This is a genomic window from Streptomyces sp. NPDC055099 (assembly GCF_053607685.1).
Window position 1 is genome coordinate 147,773 of the sequence record NZ_JBSGUA010000011.1, and the last position, 16,376, is coordinate 164,148.

The window sequence follows — 16,376 nt, forward strand, 5'->3', positions numbered from 1 at the left end:
AGGGGAGGGGGGTGCGGGGGAAGCTGCGGGGACCTACGGGAACTTCGGGGGACTACTGGTCGAGCGCGCCCAGGGCCTCGAAGGCGCGCTCGCTGATCTCTTCCGGACTTCCGGTGACGTCGACCGCGACGCCCGCCTCGTCCGCGCCGAGCGGCTGCAGGGTGGCGAACTGCGAGTCGAGCAGGGCCGTCGGCATGAAGTGGCCCTGGCGGTGCGACATCCGGTCCTCGATGAGGGCCCGGTCACCGGTGAGGTGGACGAAGACGACGCCGGGGGCCGCGGCCCTCAGCCGGTCGCGATAGCTGCGCTTCAGCGCCGAGCTGCTGACCACACCGCCGAGTCCGGCCCTGCCGTGGGCCCAGGCACCGATGGCATCGAGCCACGGCCAGCGGTCGTCGTCGGTCAGCGGGGTCCCGGCCGACATCTTGGCGATGTTCGCCGGGGGGTGGAAGTCGTCGCCTTCGGCGTAGGGAACGCCGAGCTGTGCCGCGAGCAGGGGACCGATTGTTGTCTTGCCGGTTCCTGCCACGCCCATCACCACGACGACGTGGGGGGTGCTCATCGCTGTGCTGCCTCGCTGTCTTCTTCGACATCGGTCCGGAACGAGCCATCGGTCCGGAACGAGCCACGGGACGGGGGAGACCCGTGGCTCGTTCACGTCACTGAAACCCATTAGGTCTGACAAATTCAAGAGGCTGTGACACAAAAGTCTGACTTTTTGTTCCCGCGGGTCCCCACATACCCTGACGACATGACCGATCAGGCCCGTGGGCTGCACGCTCGCGTACTGGAAAGCCTCGGGCCCGCCATCACCGGCGGCGAGTACCCGCCGGGCAGCGTGTTGCGCACGGACGAGCTGGCCCAGCGCTTCGAGGTGTCACGCTCCGTCGTGCGCGAGGCGGTGCGGGTCCTGGAGTCGATGCACCTGGTCGAGTCCCGGCGCCGGGTCGGTGTGACGGTGCGGCCCACCGCGGAGTGGAACGTCTACGACCCCCAGGTCATCCGGTGGCGCCTGGCGGGCGCCGACCGGCCCCGCCAGCTGCGCTCCCTCACGGTCCTGCGCTCGGCGATCGAACCGGCCGCAGCCGGGCTCGCCGCCCAGCACGCCACCCCGGAGCAGTGCGCCGCCCTCACCGAATGCGCCCTCGGCATGGTCGCCACCTCGCGGGGCCAGCAGCTGGAGGGCTACCTCTTCCACGACATCAACTTCCACCGCATCGTCCTGAACGCGTCGGGCAACGAGATGTTCGCCCGCCTCGGCGACGTCGTCGCGGAGGTCCTCGCGGGCCGCACCCACCACCAGGTCATGTTCGAGGACCCGGACCCGGCCGCCGTCACCCTGCACGTCAGGCTCGCGGAGGCGGTGCGGGAAGGCGATCCGGCGCGCGCGGAGGAGCTGACGCGGGAGATCGCGGTGGGTGCGCTGCACGAGCTGGACATCCTCGCCCCGTAGCGTCGGGGACAATGGTCCGCATGTCACGCCATGCCCCCGCTGCCAAGTCCTGCCCCTGCGGTCACCCCCAGCCGTACGAGAAGTGCTGCGGGCGGCTGCACCGGGGCGAGGCCGCGGCCGCCGTACCCGAGGAGCTGATGCGCTCGCGGTACTGCGCCTTCGCCGTCCGGGACGAGGCGTACCTCCTGCGCACCTGGCACCCTCGCACCCGGCCGCCCCGCGTCGAGTTCGACCCGGGGATGCGCTGGGTCGGTCTGGACATCCTGGACACGGCTGACGGGACCGCGTTCCACACCACCGGCACGGTCGAGTTCCGGGCCCACTACACCGACGGGGGTCGCCCCGACGCCCTGCACGAGCGCAGCCGCTTCGAGCGCCTCGACGGGGCCTGGGTCTACGTCGACGGAGCCTTCATCGATTAGGGCCGGCGGGCCGCTGCCGCCGCCTCACAGGACGTCGCCGTACTCGCTCATGACCCCCGGCGGAGCCAGCGCGTTCACGTAGTGCCCCGGCCCGTGGTCCTCGAAGGAGTACGTGAACGGGATCGTGCGGGTCAGCGCCAGGCGGGTCGCGAAGAACGCGAGGGGCGCCACCACCGCGAGCCCGGCGAGGCTGTCCATCTGCGGGTAGTGCGGCGCCGGTTCGCGCACCTCGACCCAGCCGGCCTCCCGGCGCGGCCCTCGCGCAAGCCCCTCCACGGCCCGCCCCACCGCCTTCGCCCGCTGCCCCGCCGTGGCACGCAGCCTGCCTCCGAGCAGATCGCCGGGCAGGGAAAGCGCCTCCGTCAGCGCGTCCGCCACCAGCGAGAAGGCGCCGTCGGCCACGCCGCGCCGCCGCCGGTAGTGGAACTCGCGGCCGAAGGGCGCGTACGGCCCGACCGGGCGCGGCGGCAGCGCGGGCACGACATCGCGGTCGTAGATGTAGCGGATGAGCCGGTCACGCAGCACGTGCACGCCCCGCGGGTCGCGGGCCTCGTGGCAGGCGCGGGCCAGCTCAGGTCCGCCCAGCATGGGCTGGCCGAAGGTGTAGACGGCCCTCAGGCGTTCCGCGACGGCGGCATAGCGCGGCTCGTGGGTCAGCACGACACCCATCAGCGCGGCCATCGCACCGCCCAGGCTGTGCCCGGTGATGTAGAGCGCCTCCATCCCGTCGCCCACCGTGCCCTGCTCGTCGGGGTCGACCGACTCGCCGCGCAGCGCCCGCTCCAGGGCCTGCATGACCAGGTACCGGGAGGCCCGCATGTTGCGGTAGAAGCCCGCGTGGACGTCGTACCGCTCCTCGCCCAGGGCCACGCGGAGCGTCTCGGGCCGTACGTCGGCGTCGGTGAGGATGCTGATGATGTCCTCCGGCTGGGTGCCGCGGTAGCAGAGGATCACCACCCGCCGGTCCTTGTCCTGAAGCAGGTACGCCGCCGAGGCGATGTACATCGCGCCCACCCGCTGCTCGAAGACCCGGCAGCGGTTCTCCTCCAGACCGAGGCGCGCCATGATCATGGCGAGCGTCGCCGGGTCGGCGTCCTCGGCGGTGCCGGCGTACGAGTACGCCGCACATGTCGCGAGCGCGTGCGGGACCACGCCCTCCGGATCGGGCTGCGACTTGTCCTCCACCAGCCGTTCCACCAGGTCCGGGTAGACCGGGAAACCGGGCCCGGGACCGGTGTCCGCACCGGCCTTGTACGGGCGGCGCAGATCGCTGAAGGACGGAGCCCGGACGTGGTGGTCGCGCATGGTTCCCCCCGGAACGGGCGGCGACGGCAACGGAGTTGCGAGCACACCACCGGCCCGGTCCGCAGTCAACTCACATGCGCCGGGGCCCCGTCCACCCGTCATGGACCGGCCACCGGCGCGCCGCGCTCATGGGGTTGCTGTGAGAGAAGACCCCAGAGGGACAGCCGGACGATCACGCACGCCGCGCCACACGACCGTCCGCGGGCGCCCGACAGGCCCAAATGCCGCCGCCCGCCTGCCTGTTCGACGCCCGGACCGCGCCCCGCACATAGGCGGGAACCCGCGCTGCGGCCGTCCGGTGCCGCCAGTAGCGTCCTAGGCCCTGTCGTCAGACAGGGCCAAGCCACCCGTCCCGTACGCCTGCGTGCGAAGGAAGCGCCTGATGGCCGACACCGGACAGTACGAGCAGACCTACGAGCGCTACGTGGGCGGCAGCCCCGAGGCGGAGCACCGCCTCTTCGAGCGCCTGGCCCAAGAGATCATGAAGGTCCAGGCGACGAACCGGCGCACCAGTGACGCCGGTTCGCTCGCGCGCACCCAGCACGCGAAGCCCGCGCTCGGCGTGGAGAACGCCCGTCTCACCTTCCACGAAGACCTCCCCGAAGCACTGCGCGGCGGCTTCGCCCAGCCGGGCGCCGAGTACGCGGCGACCGTGCGGCTCTCCAACGCCAGTGGCACCCGGCAGCCCGACGCCGTGGCCGATCTGCGGGGCGTGGCCGTGCGGGTGACGGTGTCGGACGAGGAGAGCCATGACCTCCTTGCCACCAACTTCCCGGTGTCGCACGCCCGCGACGCCCGCGAGTTCGTGGCCTTCGCCAAGGCCATGGCGGGCGCGAACAGCACACTGCAGAAGGCCTTCGGCCTGTTCGTGAAGCTCCCGCTGGCCGTCGGGTTCTCCACCGCGACCCGGATGCGGCGCAACATCCAGGCCGCCACCCGGCACAAGGTCAGCAGCCTCGCCAAGGAGACGTACTGGAGCCGCGGCGCCATCCTCTGGGGCGAGGCGGGCCCCGTCCGCTACCTCCTGCGTCCCGTCACGGGCGGCGCCCCCGACCCCAAGCCGGAGCGCCACGACCCGAACTTCCTGCACCGGGAGCTCGCGCACCGCCTCATCACCTCGGACGTCGTCTTCGACCTGTGCGTCCAGCGGTACGTGGACGAGCAGCGCACGCCCATTGAGGACGGCTCCGTGGAGTGGAAGGACAACGTCGCGCCCCCGGTGCCCGTCGCACGCCTCACCGTGCCGCGCCAGGACCTGGCCACCGCCGATGCCCAGGCGGCCGCGGCCCGGGTGGAGGAGCTCGCCTTCAACCCCTGGTACACCACCGACGACTTCCGCCCCCTCGGCAATCTCAACCGCGCCCGCAAGGCCGCGTACGAAGCGAGCGTCGCCCACCGCCAGGGCCTGCGCTTCACCACCGGGGAGCCGCTGCGCAACACCGTCCTCGGCATCCCCGTCGGCCGGTTCTTCGGCGCTCTCAACCGCTATGTGCCGTGGTACAGGCTGCCGTTGGAGGCGAGCCTGCTGAACCTGGTCTTCCTGCGCAAGGTGCTCCGGCGCCTCAACCTCATCGACACCGACGTCCACGAGGCGCCGCCGAAGGCCGTCCGCGTGCCGCCGCCGGTCGACGAACGGCTGCGTACGGCCCGGTCGTACGACGGGACGTACAACGACCTCTCCGCGCCCAAGATGGGAGCCGTGGGGGCGGCCTTCGGACGCAACCTGAAGCCGGACTACCGGCCCGATCTGTTCGACACGCCGAACCCGGTCACCGTCAGCCGCACGCTCCTGCAGCGCGACACCTTCGTGCCCGCGACCTCGCTGAACATCCTGGCCGCCGCCTGGATCCAGTTCCAGGTGCACGACTGGGTCAACCACGGGCGCTACCCGACGGGCACCAAGTCGGTCGAGGTGCCGATGCCGCCCGGCAGCACCTGGCACAACACCCCCGGCGGGCCGCCCGAGAACGTCATGCGCTTCGCCGAGAACGAGGGCATCCAGCTTCCCGGCAACCAGCCGCCGATCCTCTTCGCCAACACGGCGTCGCACTGGTGGGACGGTTCCGAGGTGTACGGCGCGGACGAGCAGACCGCGAGGTTCCTGCGGGAGGCCGACGGCAGCGCCGACCTTCGCCTGGAGGACGGGCACCTGCCCACCGGCCAGAACGGCATCCCGCTCACCGGCTTCAACGAGAGCTGGTGGCTCGGGCTCAGCGCCATGCACACGCTCTTCGCCCGCGAACACAACGCGGTCTGTGCGGCATTGCGCCGGGAGTACCCGGCGATGAGCGAGGACAGCGTCTACCACACGGCGCGTCTGGTCGTCTCCGCCCTCATCGCCAAGATCCACACAGTGGAGTGGACCCCGGCGATCCTCGCCACCGAGGCCATCGACCTCGGCCTGCACACCAACTGGGAGGGCCCGCCCAACAATTGGCTCAACAAGCTGGGCCTGTGGCTCCTGGAATCCCACTCGCTGACCGGCATCCCCAAGACGCTGCCGGACCACCACGCGGCGCCGTACTCCCTCACCGAGGACTTCGTCACCGTCTACCGGATGCACCCGCTGATCCCCGACGACTACGTGATGCGCGAGCACCACTTCGGGCAGCGCCTGGAGAGCCTGACCTTCCAGGACATCCAGGGCGGCGCGGCCGAGGCCGCCATCCGCAAGACGGGCCTGGCCGACACCCTGTACTCGCTGGGCATCGCCCACCCGGGCGCGATCACGCTGAACAACTTCCCGCGCGCGCTGCAGCGCTTCGAGCGTGACGGCGAGATCATCGACCTGTCGGTCGTCGACCTCGTCCGCACCCGCAGGCGGGGCGTGCCGCGCTACAACGACTTCCGGGCGGGCCTGCACAAGCCGCGCATCCGCCGCTTCGAGGACCTGAGCCAGGACCCCGAGACCGTCGCGCGCCTCAAGGACGTCTACAGCTCGGTCGACGAGATCGACACGGTGGTCGGCCTGTTCGCCGAGAACCCGCCGACCGGGTTCGGCTTCAGCGACACGGCCTTCCGCATCTTCATCCTGATGGCGACCCGGCGCCTGCAGAGCGACCGCTTCCTGACCGTCGACTACCGCCCCGAGATCTACACGCCGCTCGGCATCGAGTGGGTCGAGAAGAGCGGCATGAAGTCCGTGATCCAGCGGCACGCGCCGGACCTCGCGGGTCTGCTGCCCCGCGACGCGAGTGCGTTCGCCCCGTGGCGGCAGGTCAAGCCGGTGCGGGACGGAGGCAGCGATGCAACCCCCTGAGGCCGGGCCCGAGAGCCGCGCGAACGGCCACCACCCCGGGCTCGCCGACCTCTTCGTACGCCCACTCCTGGAAACGGTCTGGCGCCGCCGCACCCACCGGGTGAGCCGCGGCGCCACCGTCCCCGCGGGCTCGATGAGTTACGTCTCCAAGGACCCTCCGCAGCCGCTGACCGAGCTGGAGGAGGCGGTCCTGATCGCCCTCACCGGCTGTACGGGGCTGACCATGCCCGACCGCCCCTTCGAGGACCCGCGCGACGGCAAACCGATCATGGCGAAGCCGAACCTGACCATGGCGGGGCGTACCGCGGGCAGCCCCGACAACGCGCAGGGCACGCACTTCTTCCTGATCAACGACACGGGCACGTACTACCTGCGGAAGCTGCCGCCGGCGCCGGAGGAGCCCTTCGACGACGTGACACTGACCGCCCGCGCGCGGCAGGCCAAGGTCAAGGTCCTCGGTCACCGTCTCGACGTGGCGGAGGGCCTGCGGGACTTCCCCGCCTACCTCGACTCGAACCGCTTCCTGTCGAACCTGCCGGGCACGACGGTCCTCTTCCCGGTGGTGGACCTGTCCCACCAGTACATCAACGCCCTGATGTACCTGCTCACGCAGCCGGACGGGGCGCGGCCCACGCTGGTGGACGACCGGAACTTCTACCGGCCCGCGGGCGTGCAGAAGTGGATCAAGAACGGTTTCCTGAACGGGGAGCTGAAGCTGCCGCTGGGGGCGTTGGGCCCTCTGCGTACTCAGATCGAGGCGGACCTGCTGCTCCAGAACCTGATGCTGGTGGCGGAGGCCATGGGTCTGGGCGCCTGGATCCACGCGTCCATCAACCCCCAGATCGCTCTGGGAGACCCGAAGTTCTCCCGCGCCTACGGCAGGATGCTCGGCTTCACCTTCGTCACCCCGCGCTGGCGCCCTGCCGACATCTGGCGCTGGCACATCCCGCTCCCCAAGTACGCGAACGTCCGCTCCCACCCGGTGGGCCTGAAGGCACCGGACGGCGAGCAGCTGATCTCCGCGATGTGCCCGCCCGCGTTCGCGTCGATGTCCGACGCGGTGGACGCGGTGATCCGCGACAAGTTCGGCCCCGGCGGCGTCTACGCCGACAAGGACGTCTTCACCCGCATCTACCGGGAGGACTACGGCCAGCGCTATCTCGCGGAGGCGAGCGAGTACGAGGAGCGGGTGATCGAGTGCGCCCGCGACATCTGCACGTACATCCTCCACACCCACCGCCGCTTCCCCGCACACACGGACGCGATCCACGTCCCCGGAATCTGGCTACAGGCCCACCACGTGGAGAACGAGTACTACGACAAGTACTTCACCCAGGGCCTCACCCCGGCCCACCGCCGCCACGGCGACCTGTGGGACGGAGCCGTGGACGCCCGGTGACGTGCTCGTTCGGCGGCATGGGGGGCGGGGTTCGGGGGGATTGCGGGTAATCGGTCTGATATGCCCTCAGTTCCCGATACGCCGCCGGGTGGCGGACGTCGATCTCCGCGTTTCTTCCGGCGCCCGCCGGCGTCCTCGTCGTTCGCCGGGCTCGCCTGGAATCGAGGGCGGGAGATGGAGCTGATGCACCGCGCCATGGGTTTCGCGGCGCTGAGTTTCCTCACGCTCGTGCCGCTGCTTGTCGTGGTTGCCGCGGCCGACCTCGCGAGAGGCGAGGGGTTCGCCCGGTGGCTGGTGCAGGGGCTCGGGGTGTCCGAGGTGCCGGAGGAGGAGATCAAGCAGCTCTTCGGGGTGCCGGGGCGGGCGTTGCAGCGGACCACGGCCCTCGGCCTCGGCGCGCTGGCCGCGTTCGGCGTGACCTTCGGATCCGCCGTACAGACCGGCTACGAACGTGCGTGGGACCTGCCGTCGGCACGCTGGCACACCATGTGGCGGCACGTCGTCTGGCTGGCCGGGCTCGTCTTCGTCCTGCTGCTCTTCGTCACCCTGCCCGCGCCGGAGGAGTCGTCCGCCGCCGAGACCGCTCTCGTCACCGTCGGCGACACCGTCGGCGTGTTCCTCTTCTTCTGGTGGTCACAGCGGCTGCTGCTCTGCGGCCGGGTCCGCTGGCGCGCCCTGGCCCCCGGGGCCGCGCTGACCGCCCTCGGGCTACTCGGACTGCGCGTCTTCTCGCAGTTCGTCTTCTCTCCGCTGATCGCGTCGAACGCGGTGACGTACGGCCCGTTCGGCACCGTGCTGATCCTGCAGTCCTGGCTGGTGGGGGTCGGCTTCGTCGTGTACGGCGGGGCGCTGGTGGGCCGACTCGTCCATGAGCGGCGGCTACAGCGCGGGCTGCCCGCCGAAGGACGGCACTGACGGCCGACCGCCGGGGGTCCGGAGCGCGGTGGCCACACGGACCAGGTGCGCTCGCTCCTCGGCCGGCGGGACCGAGGGCAGGGGAGCCGTGGGGGTGTCCGGCCGGGGCGGAACACCCCGCTGTTTGCGGTGGATGGCATCGATGAGCGTGGCGGCCGCACACGCGGCAGTGAGGTCCGGCGGGGGAGTGGTGGCGGGGGCCGCCCGCAGGACGCCGTCCGCGGGCTCGGGCCGCATCCAGGGGTGCAGGGCGTGGATGGCGTCGGAGATCTCCATGATGCGCCGGGGCAGATACCACGTGGTGACGTTCAGGGCGAGCTTCTCCGTGAGGGGGCCCGGCGGGGCGAGCGCCAGGCGTGGATCGCTGGCCTGCATGGTCAGCTCCCACAGGGGCCGCAGTGTGCGGAAGTCACGGCGCTCCTCGACCCAGGCGTCCAGCGCCGGCGCCAGGTAGCCGTACTGCACGAGAAGGATGCCCGCGCCGCTCAAGAGGGGCACGCCGAGGTGAAGTACGTCGATGTGATGGGCGCCGAAGGAACTGGCCGTCAGCGGCGGCAGCTTGAGCGCGAACGACGTACCCATCAGGAGCGCCCCGATCTGCACCGCGCGCAGCCCGCGGCTGATCGAGGGCCGTTCGTTCTGGTGGGCCAGGCGCATCGTGCCGCACCGGCGGGCGGTGGCGAGCAGGGGAGTGGCGATGGCCCCCCAGGTGGTGGCGAAGAAGCAGACCACCAGGGGATGGGTGTCGACGGTGATGCGCCCGGCCCCCAGGTCCTGCGGGTAGCGGAAGGCGGACAGGAAGTAGAGCGTGGCCATGGCGACGCCGAGCGCCGGATACAGCGTGGCCGGGCGGACCGGACGCCGCGGCCCCGGGCGGCCGACGCCGCCGTGGCCCTGACTCCAAAGACGCACCGCGACATGCGAGTTGACGGCGAAGCCGAAGAGGCACAGGTAGATCAGCAGGCTGCTGAACGTGGGGATGCCGGAGACGGCCCCGAGCCAACGGTAGAGGGCCGGATACATGAGCAGAAAGGAACCCGCTGCCAGCAGCGCCCCCCAGGCGAGGATGCTCAGGGAGCGGGCGGAGTTGTTGCGGAGGGCGAGCACCTTGCTGGCCGCCGTCATGACCGACAGACCGCTGAGGAGGAAGTAGAGGGTGACGTAGACGGTGTTGAGGGCCGTCATCAGACACCGGTTCTGCGATGCGCCAGAGAAGCCGAGAGCTGGGCGTTGCCGACCTGATCCGCCCGCAGGTCCAGCATGGTGACCAACTGGGTGGCCACCACTTCCGCCTCCCGCTCCTGCGGAGTGCCGTAGTGGGAGCGCCCCATCAGGACCCCGCGGACGACGTCCGGATGAATCCCGGGCAGCAGGGTCCGCACCGTGGCCCTGTCGAACAGGGCGCCTTGGGCCGGAACGTGCCCGCGCCACAGGTGCACCAGCTCATGGCAGGCCGTGAGAATCCTGTTCAGGGGTGAGGCACTGTCACCGATGACGATGACATCGCGGTGGGCCAACTGCGCGCAGAAGCCGGTGAGTCCGGAGGGAAGCCGGCGGTGACGGACCTCGACCGGCCTGTCGCGAGTCCGTGCCACCGACTCGACGACATCCTTTAGCACGGGCAATTCCGGAAGATCGAGTTCCCGGATGAGCCGTATCGCTCGCCGTCGTTCACGGCCGATTCGCATGGTGCCCCCGAAGTGTTTCGACGCCTGCGGTCTGGTCAGGACCACGTACGGGTGATCCTATGACCACCTGACCGGTCTCGGACACGGTGGCGCGTTTTCCCGGTCCGTCATCCTGTTTGCCCGTGTGATGCGGGAGATGCCGGGCGTCCGCTCGCAGACGCAGACGGGGCCGAGACGGAGACGGAGACGGGGGCTACGAGGCGGTGTCGTGCGGGCCCGGCTCCGCGAGCAGGCTCTCGATGACGGCCGCGACCTCCGACACCTGCCCCGGGGGAAGACCGGCCATGCGGAACGCGATCTGCGCGGCGGCGGGATTGTGAGAGATGCGGCGATAGGCGGCCAGCGCCTTGAGGGTGTCCTCCAGCTCGACGGCGACCGGCTCGCTGCTGTCGTACGTGAGGGCTTCCCGGCGGACCCCGAAGTGGTGCGCGACGGAACCGAGGTCATCCGTGAGGAGCGCGTCGATGCCGACGCGGAGGAAGGCCGCCAGCGGCGCCAGCTTCGACAGCGTCGGCTGGCTGTGGCCTTCGAGCAGCTTGTCGAGGTACGTCGACGACATCCCCGAGGCCCTGGCCGCAGCCCGCAGCGAGTAGCGCTGTCCACGCTCGTCCACGCGCTGCGCCAGCAGGTGGTTGAGACGGTCGGTGAAGCGCGCGGAGATCTGCTCCTGCGGAGGGTCGCGGTGCAGGGGTTCGAGCGGACGACCGCTGCGAAGGCCGGCGATCCGGGCCACGGTCACGCCCGTGGCATCGGAGACCTCCTGGTTCGTCCAAGGGCGGCCGAGGCGGGCGGGTATGACGTTCTGGAACAGCTTCTCCAGACGCACTGCCACGCGCTGAGCCAGCTCGTCACCACCATCACTCACAGCCAAGCTCCTTGTCTGCCCAGGGCGTAGGGGCCTGGGGAGTCTAGAGGGTCCTCGAAAGCCGCACCGGGCCACTCGGTCATCCGGGAACAACTGGGCGTTTCCGGGCGGGGCTTCGAGAGCTTCATGAGGGTGCCATTAATAGTTGACACTTGTGCGGGTGGCCAGTGAGGATTCGGTGCGAACGGCTGATCGGGCGGATGCACTTCCAGCACGGCATGTTCAGGGGGATTCTCATGTGTACTTACAGGCTTCGAGTGCCGAGAGGTGCGCATCTCGTGCCGCCTGACGCCGTCAACTTCCGTGCCGACGGCCGGTGTTCACCCCACGCGCGGAGGTCCCTCTGAGGCGGACGCCGCCGCCGCGCCTGCTGCGACCGGGCCGCCCGTGAGTCGCGATGCCCCCCATGGCGCCGGCTCCGCGTACGGAGACCATTGATCACGCCATTGATCCCCGCCCCCCCTCTGCGGTGCGCTCTTGATCGGCTTCGCCCCACGAGGCCGAAATGTCCCCGCGTGATGCACCTGTGATGAACCAGCATGATGCACATGTGTGATGCACCTAATTTGTGAGGCTTGACTTGCCCCCCACATCCGAGTCCGGTCCGTACCCGTCCTTCGCGCTCGCCCCGTTCTCCGACCGGGACACGCGTCGGCCTCCGCAGGAGCCGGCGCAGTTGAACGCCACACGCAAGGACGCCGAGCGTTTCGAGAGGCACACCCGCCAGGCACTCGTCCTCTGTCTGACCGCACCCCTTCTGGTCTTCGTCCTGATCGCGGAGCTGCCCGAACCGCACCCCGTCCTCGGGCTCGTGTCCGTCCTGTACGCCCTCCACCTGGGCGCCTTGCTGCGTCCGGTGTGTACCGGATGCCCCTACGCGTTCCCGCCGCTCGCCCTGCTCGCCCCCACCTTCGTGTGGCCGGCCTGTCTCTGGCTCCTCCCCTACACCGGGGCCCTGGCGCGGGCGGAGGTCGTCCCGTTCTCCGCGATGGCCGTCGTGCCCGCGGCCGTCGTCGCGGCCGAGCTGTCGCCGCGCGTCCAACTGGCCACCGGCGCCACGTGCCTTGTGCTGTCCGCCGCCGCCAGTCCGGACCCGGATGCCTCGGCGCTGATCGCCGGCGGGGTCTGTCTGTCCGTCATCCTCGCCGTCCGCAGCCTGATGCGGCCCGTGTCCGTCATCTCCCGGCTGGAGGCGGCCGCGGACGTGGCCGCCCTGCACGCGGTGGCCGAGGAACGGCTGCGGATGTCCCACGATCTGCACGACACGCTCGGCCGGCATCTGGCCGTCATCGCCCTCAAGTCCGAACTCGTCGCACGTACGGGGAAGTTGCAGGAGATGGAAGAGGTACAGGTGCTGGCGAGGACGTCACAGAGTGAGCTGCGGGCGGTGGTCAACGCCGTACGCACCGCCTCGCTCGACGACGAGCTGGAAGGCGCGCGCTCCCTGCTCCAGGCCTTCGGCATCCGGTGCGACGTGATCGACGAGGGGTGCGGCCCGAACTTGCCCCGCGAAGTGCGGGACGTCCTCGGCTGGGCTGTGCGGGAAGCGGCCACGAACGTCATCTGGCACGCGTCCGAGGCCACGGCCTGCACGTTCACGCTGGGCCTGTCCGGCGCGGGGGAGGAGAGGGAGTGCGTACTGCGGGTGGTGAACGACGGTGTGCGTGACACACGGGAGCGGGGAACGGCGCTCGGTACGGGCATGAGCGGGCTGAAGCGGCGCGTCGCACCGCTGGGAGGAAGCGTGGAGCACGGGCCTCAACCTCATGGCGCCTACCGCCTCCTGGTCACTGTCCCCCTCACGCGAGAGGTGTGAGGGGTGCGGATACGGGTCCTGCTGGCCGACGACGAGAAAATGATCCTGGGGGCGCTCTCCGCGTTGCTGGCGGCGGAGGAGGACCTCGAAGTGGTCGGCGAGGCGGCAGGCGGTGTGGAAGCGGCCGAGTTGGCGAGGAAACTCGTTCCGGACGTCTGCGTGCTGGACTTGAGCATGCCCGACAAGGGGGGAATCAGCGTCATCCGAGAACTGCGGCACGCCCGCCCCTCCATACGCTGCGTCGTGGTCACCTCCCATACGGCGCCCGGATATCTGGCCTCGGCTCTGTCGGCGGGCGCCTGGGGATTCGTGCCGAAGACGACATCGGCGAAGGAGCTGGCCGTCATCATCAGGTCGATTCATCGGGGCACCCGCTATGTCGATCCGGAGATGGCCGCGAAGGCGATGTCGGCGGGGAAGTCTCCGCTGACCCGGCGTGAGACGGACATCCTGGCGCTGTCGGCGGACGGGGCGCCCATAGACACGGTGGCGCGGCGCGCGGTCCTGTCCCCCGGGACCGTACGCAACTACCTCTCGAAGATCGCCGGGAAACTGCAGGCGGCGAACCGGCATGAGGCCGCCCATGTCGCCCGCCGGAAGGGCTGGATCTGACCGGCGGGCCTGCGCCGCTGCTTGTGTGCTGCTTGTGTCGCACCCGCCCGCCGCCGTGTGGCGTCGGTCACATTTACTCGGACAGCGGCGACCGCAGGGCCGATTTCCACGGCGAATTCGCAGGTCAGGGCCGCAACCGCGGCATGGGTCACGGTGACATCCGTCATGCCGGAGCCGTGGCACATGTCAAAGATGCGGAAGGACTGGCTCCCCTTTCCGCCGTGACCTGCGCCATGACAAAGGTTCTTCAGGGCTGCTTGTATCCCTTGCGGGTGGCCGACGGAGACTGCCGCACGAGCCCTCCGTAAGACCTCCGTAGGACCTGCAGGAGGGTGCGTCGTATGCCGGATGCCGTGATCGTCGGCACGGGGCCCAATGGGCTCGCCGCCGCCGTGACACTCCTGCGGGCGGGTCTGAGCGTCGAGTTGTACGAGGCGCACGACACCCTGGGTGGCGGTCTGCGCACCAAGCCGCTCTTCGACTCCGACATCGTGCACGACCTGTGCGCGGCCGTGCACCCCATGGCGGCCGCGTCCCGCTTCTTCCGCGAGTTCGACCTGCCCGCGCGCGGCGTCGACCTGCTCCAGCCCGAAGTCCCCTACGCCCACCCGCTTTTCGGGGAGGACACCGTCCTCGCCCACCGCGACCTCGCCGAGACGAGCGCCGGACTCGGCGCGGACGGCGCACGCTGGCGACGGCTTATGGCGCCGCTCGCCGCCCACAGCCAAGGCGTCGTCGACCTGATCCTGTCCGGCCAGCGCGGCATCCCGGACGACCTGGCGGCGCCGCTGCTCCTGGCGCCCAGGGTCCTCGCCCACGCCACCAGGATGCCCTTCCGCACCGAGCGGGCCAGGGCCCTGCTCACGGGGGTCGCCGCGCACGCCGTCGGCAGACTTCCCTCGCTGGCCGCAGGAGCCGTCGCCCTGCTCCTGGGACACCTGGCGCACACCACGGGTTGGCCGCTGCCCCGGGGTGGCAGCGCGCGCATCGCCGACGCCCTCGCCGCGGACATCACCGCGCACGGCGGCCGCATCCACACCGGACAGCCCGTCAAGGACCTCGGCGAACTCGGGGACGTACCCCTGGTGTTGCTCGACACCAGCCCCAAGGGGCTCCTCCAGCTCGCCGGCGACCGGCTGCCCGCACGCTACCGGCGCTCCCTGGAACGCTTCCGGTACGGGCCCGGGGCGTCCAAGGTCGACTTCCTGGTGTCCGGCCCCATCCCGTGGACCGACCCCGAGACCGGGCGGGCCGGCACCGTCCACCTCGGCGGCACCCGCGCCGACATGTTCCGCACGGAATCGGCGGCCGTACGCGGCACCCGGGACCCCGAGCCGTTCGTGCTCCTCGTGGACCCCGCCGCGACGGACCCCGGCCGGGCCGTCGGCGGCAGACGCCCGGTCTGGGCCTACGCCCACGTTCCGAACGGCGACCGGCGGGACCCCGTCGACCTCGTCCGCCGCCGCATCGAGAAGTACGCCCCGGGGTTCGGCGACACGGTCGTCGCCGCGCGCGGCATGAGCGCCGCCGACTACGAGACCTACAACCCCAATTACGTCGGTGGTGACATCGGCGCCGGGGCCATGACCCTGCGTCAGTCGCTGCTGCGACCCGCCGCGAGATGGGACCCGTACAGAGTCCCGCTGCCCGGCGTGTACCTGTGCTCGGCCTCCACGCCGCCGGGACCCAGCGTGCACGGGATGTCCGGCTATCTGGCCGCGCTCTCCGCGCTGCGCAACGAATACGGCGTCCGCACCCCGCCGTCGCTGCGCCCGCACGGGCACACGTGATGGCGCCTTGTTGTGCACCGCCGGTTGGCTTGTTCCATTCCCGAACGGAACCCTCGTCTGTTGCCGCCACTTACATTTGTCACATTCGACGGCAATCCCTCGTCAGCGTTCTCGCTGGTCACCGCAGAAAAGCATGACTAATGTCATCACCAACTTCACGCCACGGCTGTCTCCACCCCTGGAATCTTCATATAGTGGTGCCTCGCTTCACATCAACAGGAGGAATCATGGGCAAGATTGCTGCCTTTATGAACCAGCAGGAGCTGGGCTCCCTCGAAGAGGGTCTGATGAACGCCGACGGCACGCCCGTCATGGCCACCCCGGCCGTGGCCGTTCCGGTGACCGCCAAGATCACGGCCGGCATCGTCGCCTTCACCGTCCCGGTGGGCGCGTACGTCGCCGGCCGAGTCGTCAACTAAAGTCCGCCAGGCTTTCCGAGCATTTCGAAAAGGAAGTCAGAATGACTCACATCATCGACAGTGTGCGTTCGATCACGGAGCCGACCCTGACCGAGGGTGAGCAGGACCGTGTCACCCGCACCATGCCGGTCGCCTTCACCCCGGCCGTTCTCGTCACCTGCCCGTACGCGGGCGGCGGTCTCGCGGCCGGCGCGACCATCGTCGGCGCGTACGAGCTCGGCCGTGCCGCCGGTGCCGGCGGCAAGTAGAGAACACCGTCAGCAGCCCGTGACCTGAGCGTGGGCTTCTGAAGCCGCTCGGAGCGACGTCTGCGAGCACCAGGCGAGTTGTGGGGGCGCGCCCCCCACGCCGGCCCCCCAAAAAAAAAAAAATTATAACACCAAATTAATTAGTGGGGGAAAAAATTTTTTTAGAAATAAAAAAAATTTATAGT

15 protein-coding genes are annotated in these 16,376 nt (G+C 70.1%); 10 read left to right on the plus strand and 5 right to left on the minus strand.

The features are described from left to right. Window positions 1-52 precede the first annotated feature (52 nt). The gene (locus tag ACWFRU_RS26070; RefSeq protein ID WP_453690593.1) at window positions 53-562 is read right to left on the minus strand and encodes a gluconokinase; all 510 of its coding nucleotides are present in this window, start codon (window positions 560-562) and stop codon (window positions 53-55) included. A gap of 189 nt (window positions 563-751) precedes the next feature. On the opposite strand from ACWFRU_RS26070, the gene ACWFRU_RS26075 reads away from it, so the two are divergent. Together ACWFRU_RS26075 and ACWFRU_RS26080 are read left to right on the plus strand one after the other, a co-directional pair. Then, window positions 752-1,453, plus strand: a complete 702-nt coding sequence (locus ACWFRU_RS26075; protein ID WP_453445034.1) for a FadR/GntR family transcriptional regulator — start codon at window positions 752-754, stop codon at window positions 1,451-1,453. Window positions 1,454-1,473: 20 nt separating this feature from the next. Further along, complete coding sequence (locus tag ACWFRU_RS26080) at window positions 1,474-1,875, plus strand: YchJ family protein (RefSeq protein WP_453690594.1); 402 nt, start codon at window positions 1,474-1,476, stop codon at window positions 1,873-1,875. Between the two features lie 24 nt (window positions 1,876-1,899). Here the strand turns inward: ACWFRU_RS26080 and ACWFRU_RS26085 are convergent, their stop codons facing one another. After that, window positions 1,900-3,180: a lipase family protein gene (locus ACWFRU_RS26085; protein WP_453690595.1), complete on the minus strand. Its 1,281-nt coding sequence runs from the start codon at window positions 3,178-3,180 to the stop codon at window positions 1,900-1,902. 382 nt (window positions 3,181-3,562) lie between these two features. Between ACWFRU_RS26085 and ACWFRU_RS26090 the strand changes: the two genes are divergently transcribed. Genes ACWFRU_RS26090 through ACWFRU_RS26100 form a run of 3 tightly spaced genes read left to right on the plus strand, consistent with a single transcriptional unit; the run spans window position 3,563 to window position 8,753 of the window. Beyond that, a complete protein-coding gene (locus ACWFRU_RS26090; protein WP_453690596.1) occupies window positions 3,563-6,439 on the plus strand; it encodes a peroxidase family protein in 2,877 nt (958 codons plus the stop codon). Continuing rightward, a complete protein-coding gene (locus ACWFRU_RS26095; RefSeq protein ID WP_453690597.1) occupies window positions 6,426-7,838 on the plus strand; it encodes a hypothetical protein in 1,413 nt (470 codons plus the stop codon). Before ACWFRU_RS26090 ends, ACWFRU_RS26095 begins: the two co-directional genes overlap by 14 nt. Window positions 7,839-7,898: 60 nt before the next feature. Beyond that, the gene (locus tag ACWFRU_RS26100) at window positions 7,899-8,753 is read left to right on the plus strand and encodes a YhjD/YihY/BrkB family envelope integrity protein (protein WP_453690598.1); all 855 of its coding nucleotides are present in this window, start codon (window positions 7,899-7,901) and stop codon (window positions 8,751-8,753) included. Here ACWFRU_RS26100 and ACWFRU_RS26105 read toward each other — a convergent pair. From ACWFRU_RS26105 to ACWFRU_RS26115, 3 genes are all read right to left on the minus strand, one after another. After that, window positions 8,718-9,938: an MAB_1171c family putative transporter gene (locus ACWFRU_RS26105; RefSeq protein WP_453690599.1), complete on the minus strand. Its 1,221-nt coding sequence runs from the start codon at window positions 9,936-9,938 to the stop codon at window positions 8,718-8,720. The genes ACWFRU_RS26100 and ACWFRU_RS26105 overlap by 36 nt on opposite strands. Further along, the gene (locus tag ACWFRU_RS26110) at window positions 9,938-10,348 is read right to left on the minus strand and encodes a hypothetical protein (protein ID WP_453690600.1); all 411 of its coding nucleotides are present in this window, start codon (window positions 10,346-10,348) and stop codon (window positions 9,938-9,940) included. The genes ACWFRU_RS26105 and ACWFRU_RS26110 overlap by 1 nt, the downstream gene beginning before the upstream one ends. Window positions 10,349-10,634: 286 nt before the next feature. After that, the gene (locus tag ACWFRU_RS26115) at window positions 10,635-11,306 is read right to left on the minus strand and encodes a helix-turn-helix domain-containing protein (RefSeq protein ID WP_453690601.1); all 672 of its coding nucleotides are present in this window, start codon (window positions 11,304-11,306) and stop codon (window positions 10,635-10,637) included. Window positions 11,307-11,982: 676 nt separating this feature from the next. Between ACWFRU_RS26115 and ACWFRU_RS26120 the strand changes: the two genes are divergently transcribed. The 5 genes from ACWFRU_RS26120 to ACWFRU_RS26140 all read left to right on the plus strand — a co-directional run bounded on the left by ACWFRU_RS26120 (window position 11,983) and on the right by ACWFRU_RS26140 (window position 16,191). Then, on the plus strand, window positions 11,983-13,122 hold the full coding sequence (locus tag ACWFRU_RS26120; protein WP_453690602.1) for a sensor histidine kinase: 1,140 nt from the start codon (window positions 11,983-11,985) through the stop codon (window positions 13,120-13,122). A 3-nt stretch (window positions 13,123-13,125) separates the two neighbouring features. Next, a complete protein-coding gene (locus tag ACWFRU_RS26125; protein ID WP_453690603.1) occupies window positions 13,126-13,734 on the plus strand; it encodes a response regulator in 609 nt (202 codons plus the stop codon). A gap of 341 nt (window positions 13,735-14,075) precedes the next feature. Next, window positions 14,076-15,524 (plus strand): phytoene desaturase family protein, encoded by a 1,449-nt coding sequence (locus ACWFRU_RS26130; protein WP_453690604.1) that lies wholly within the window; start codon window positions 14,076-14,078, stop codon window positions 15,522-15,524. Between the two features lie 227 nt (window positions 15,525-15,751). Continuing rightward, on the plus strand, window positions 15,752-15,943 hold the full coding sequence (locus ACWFRU_RS26135) for a hypothetical protein (protein WP_365820848.1): 192 nt from the start codon (window positions 15,752-15,754) through the stop codon (window positions 15,941-15,943). A 41-nt stretch (window positions 15,944-15,984) separates the two neighbouring features. Next, entirely contained in the window at window positions 15,985-16,191 is a 207-nt protein-coding gene (locus ACWFRU_RS26140; RefSeq protein ID WP_365820849.1) for a hypothetical protein, read from the plus strand. The last annotated feature ends 185 nt before the right edge of the window (window positions 16,192-16,376 follow it).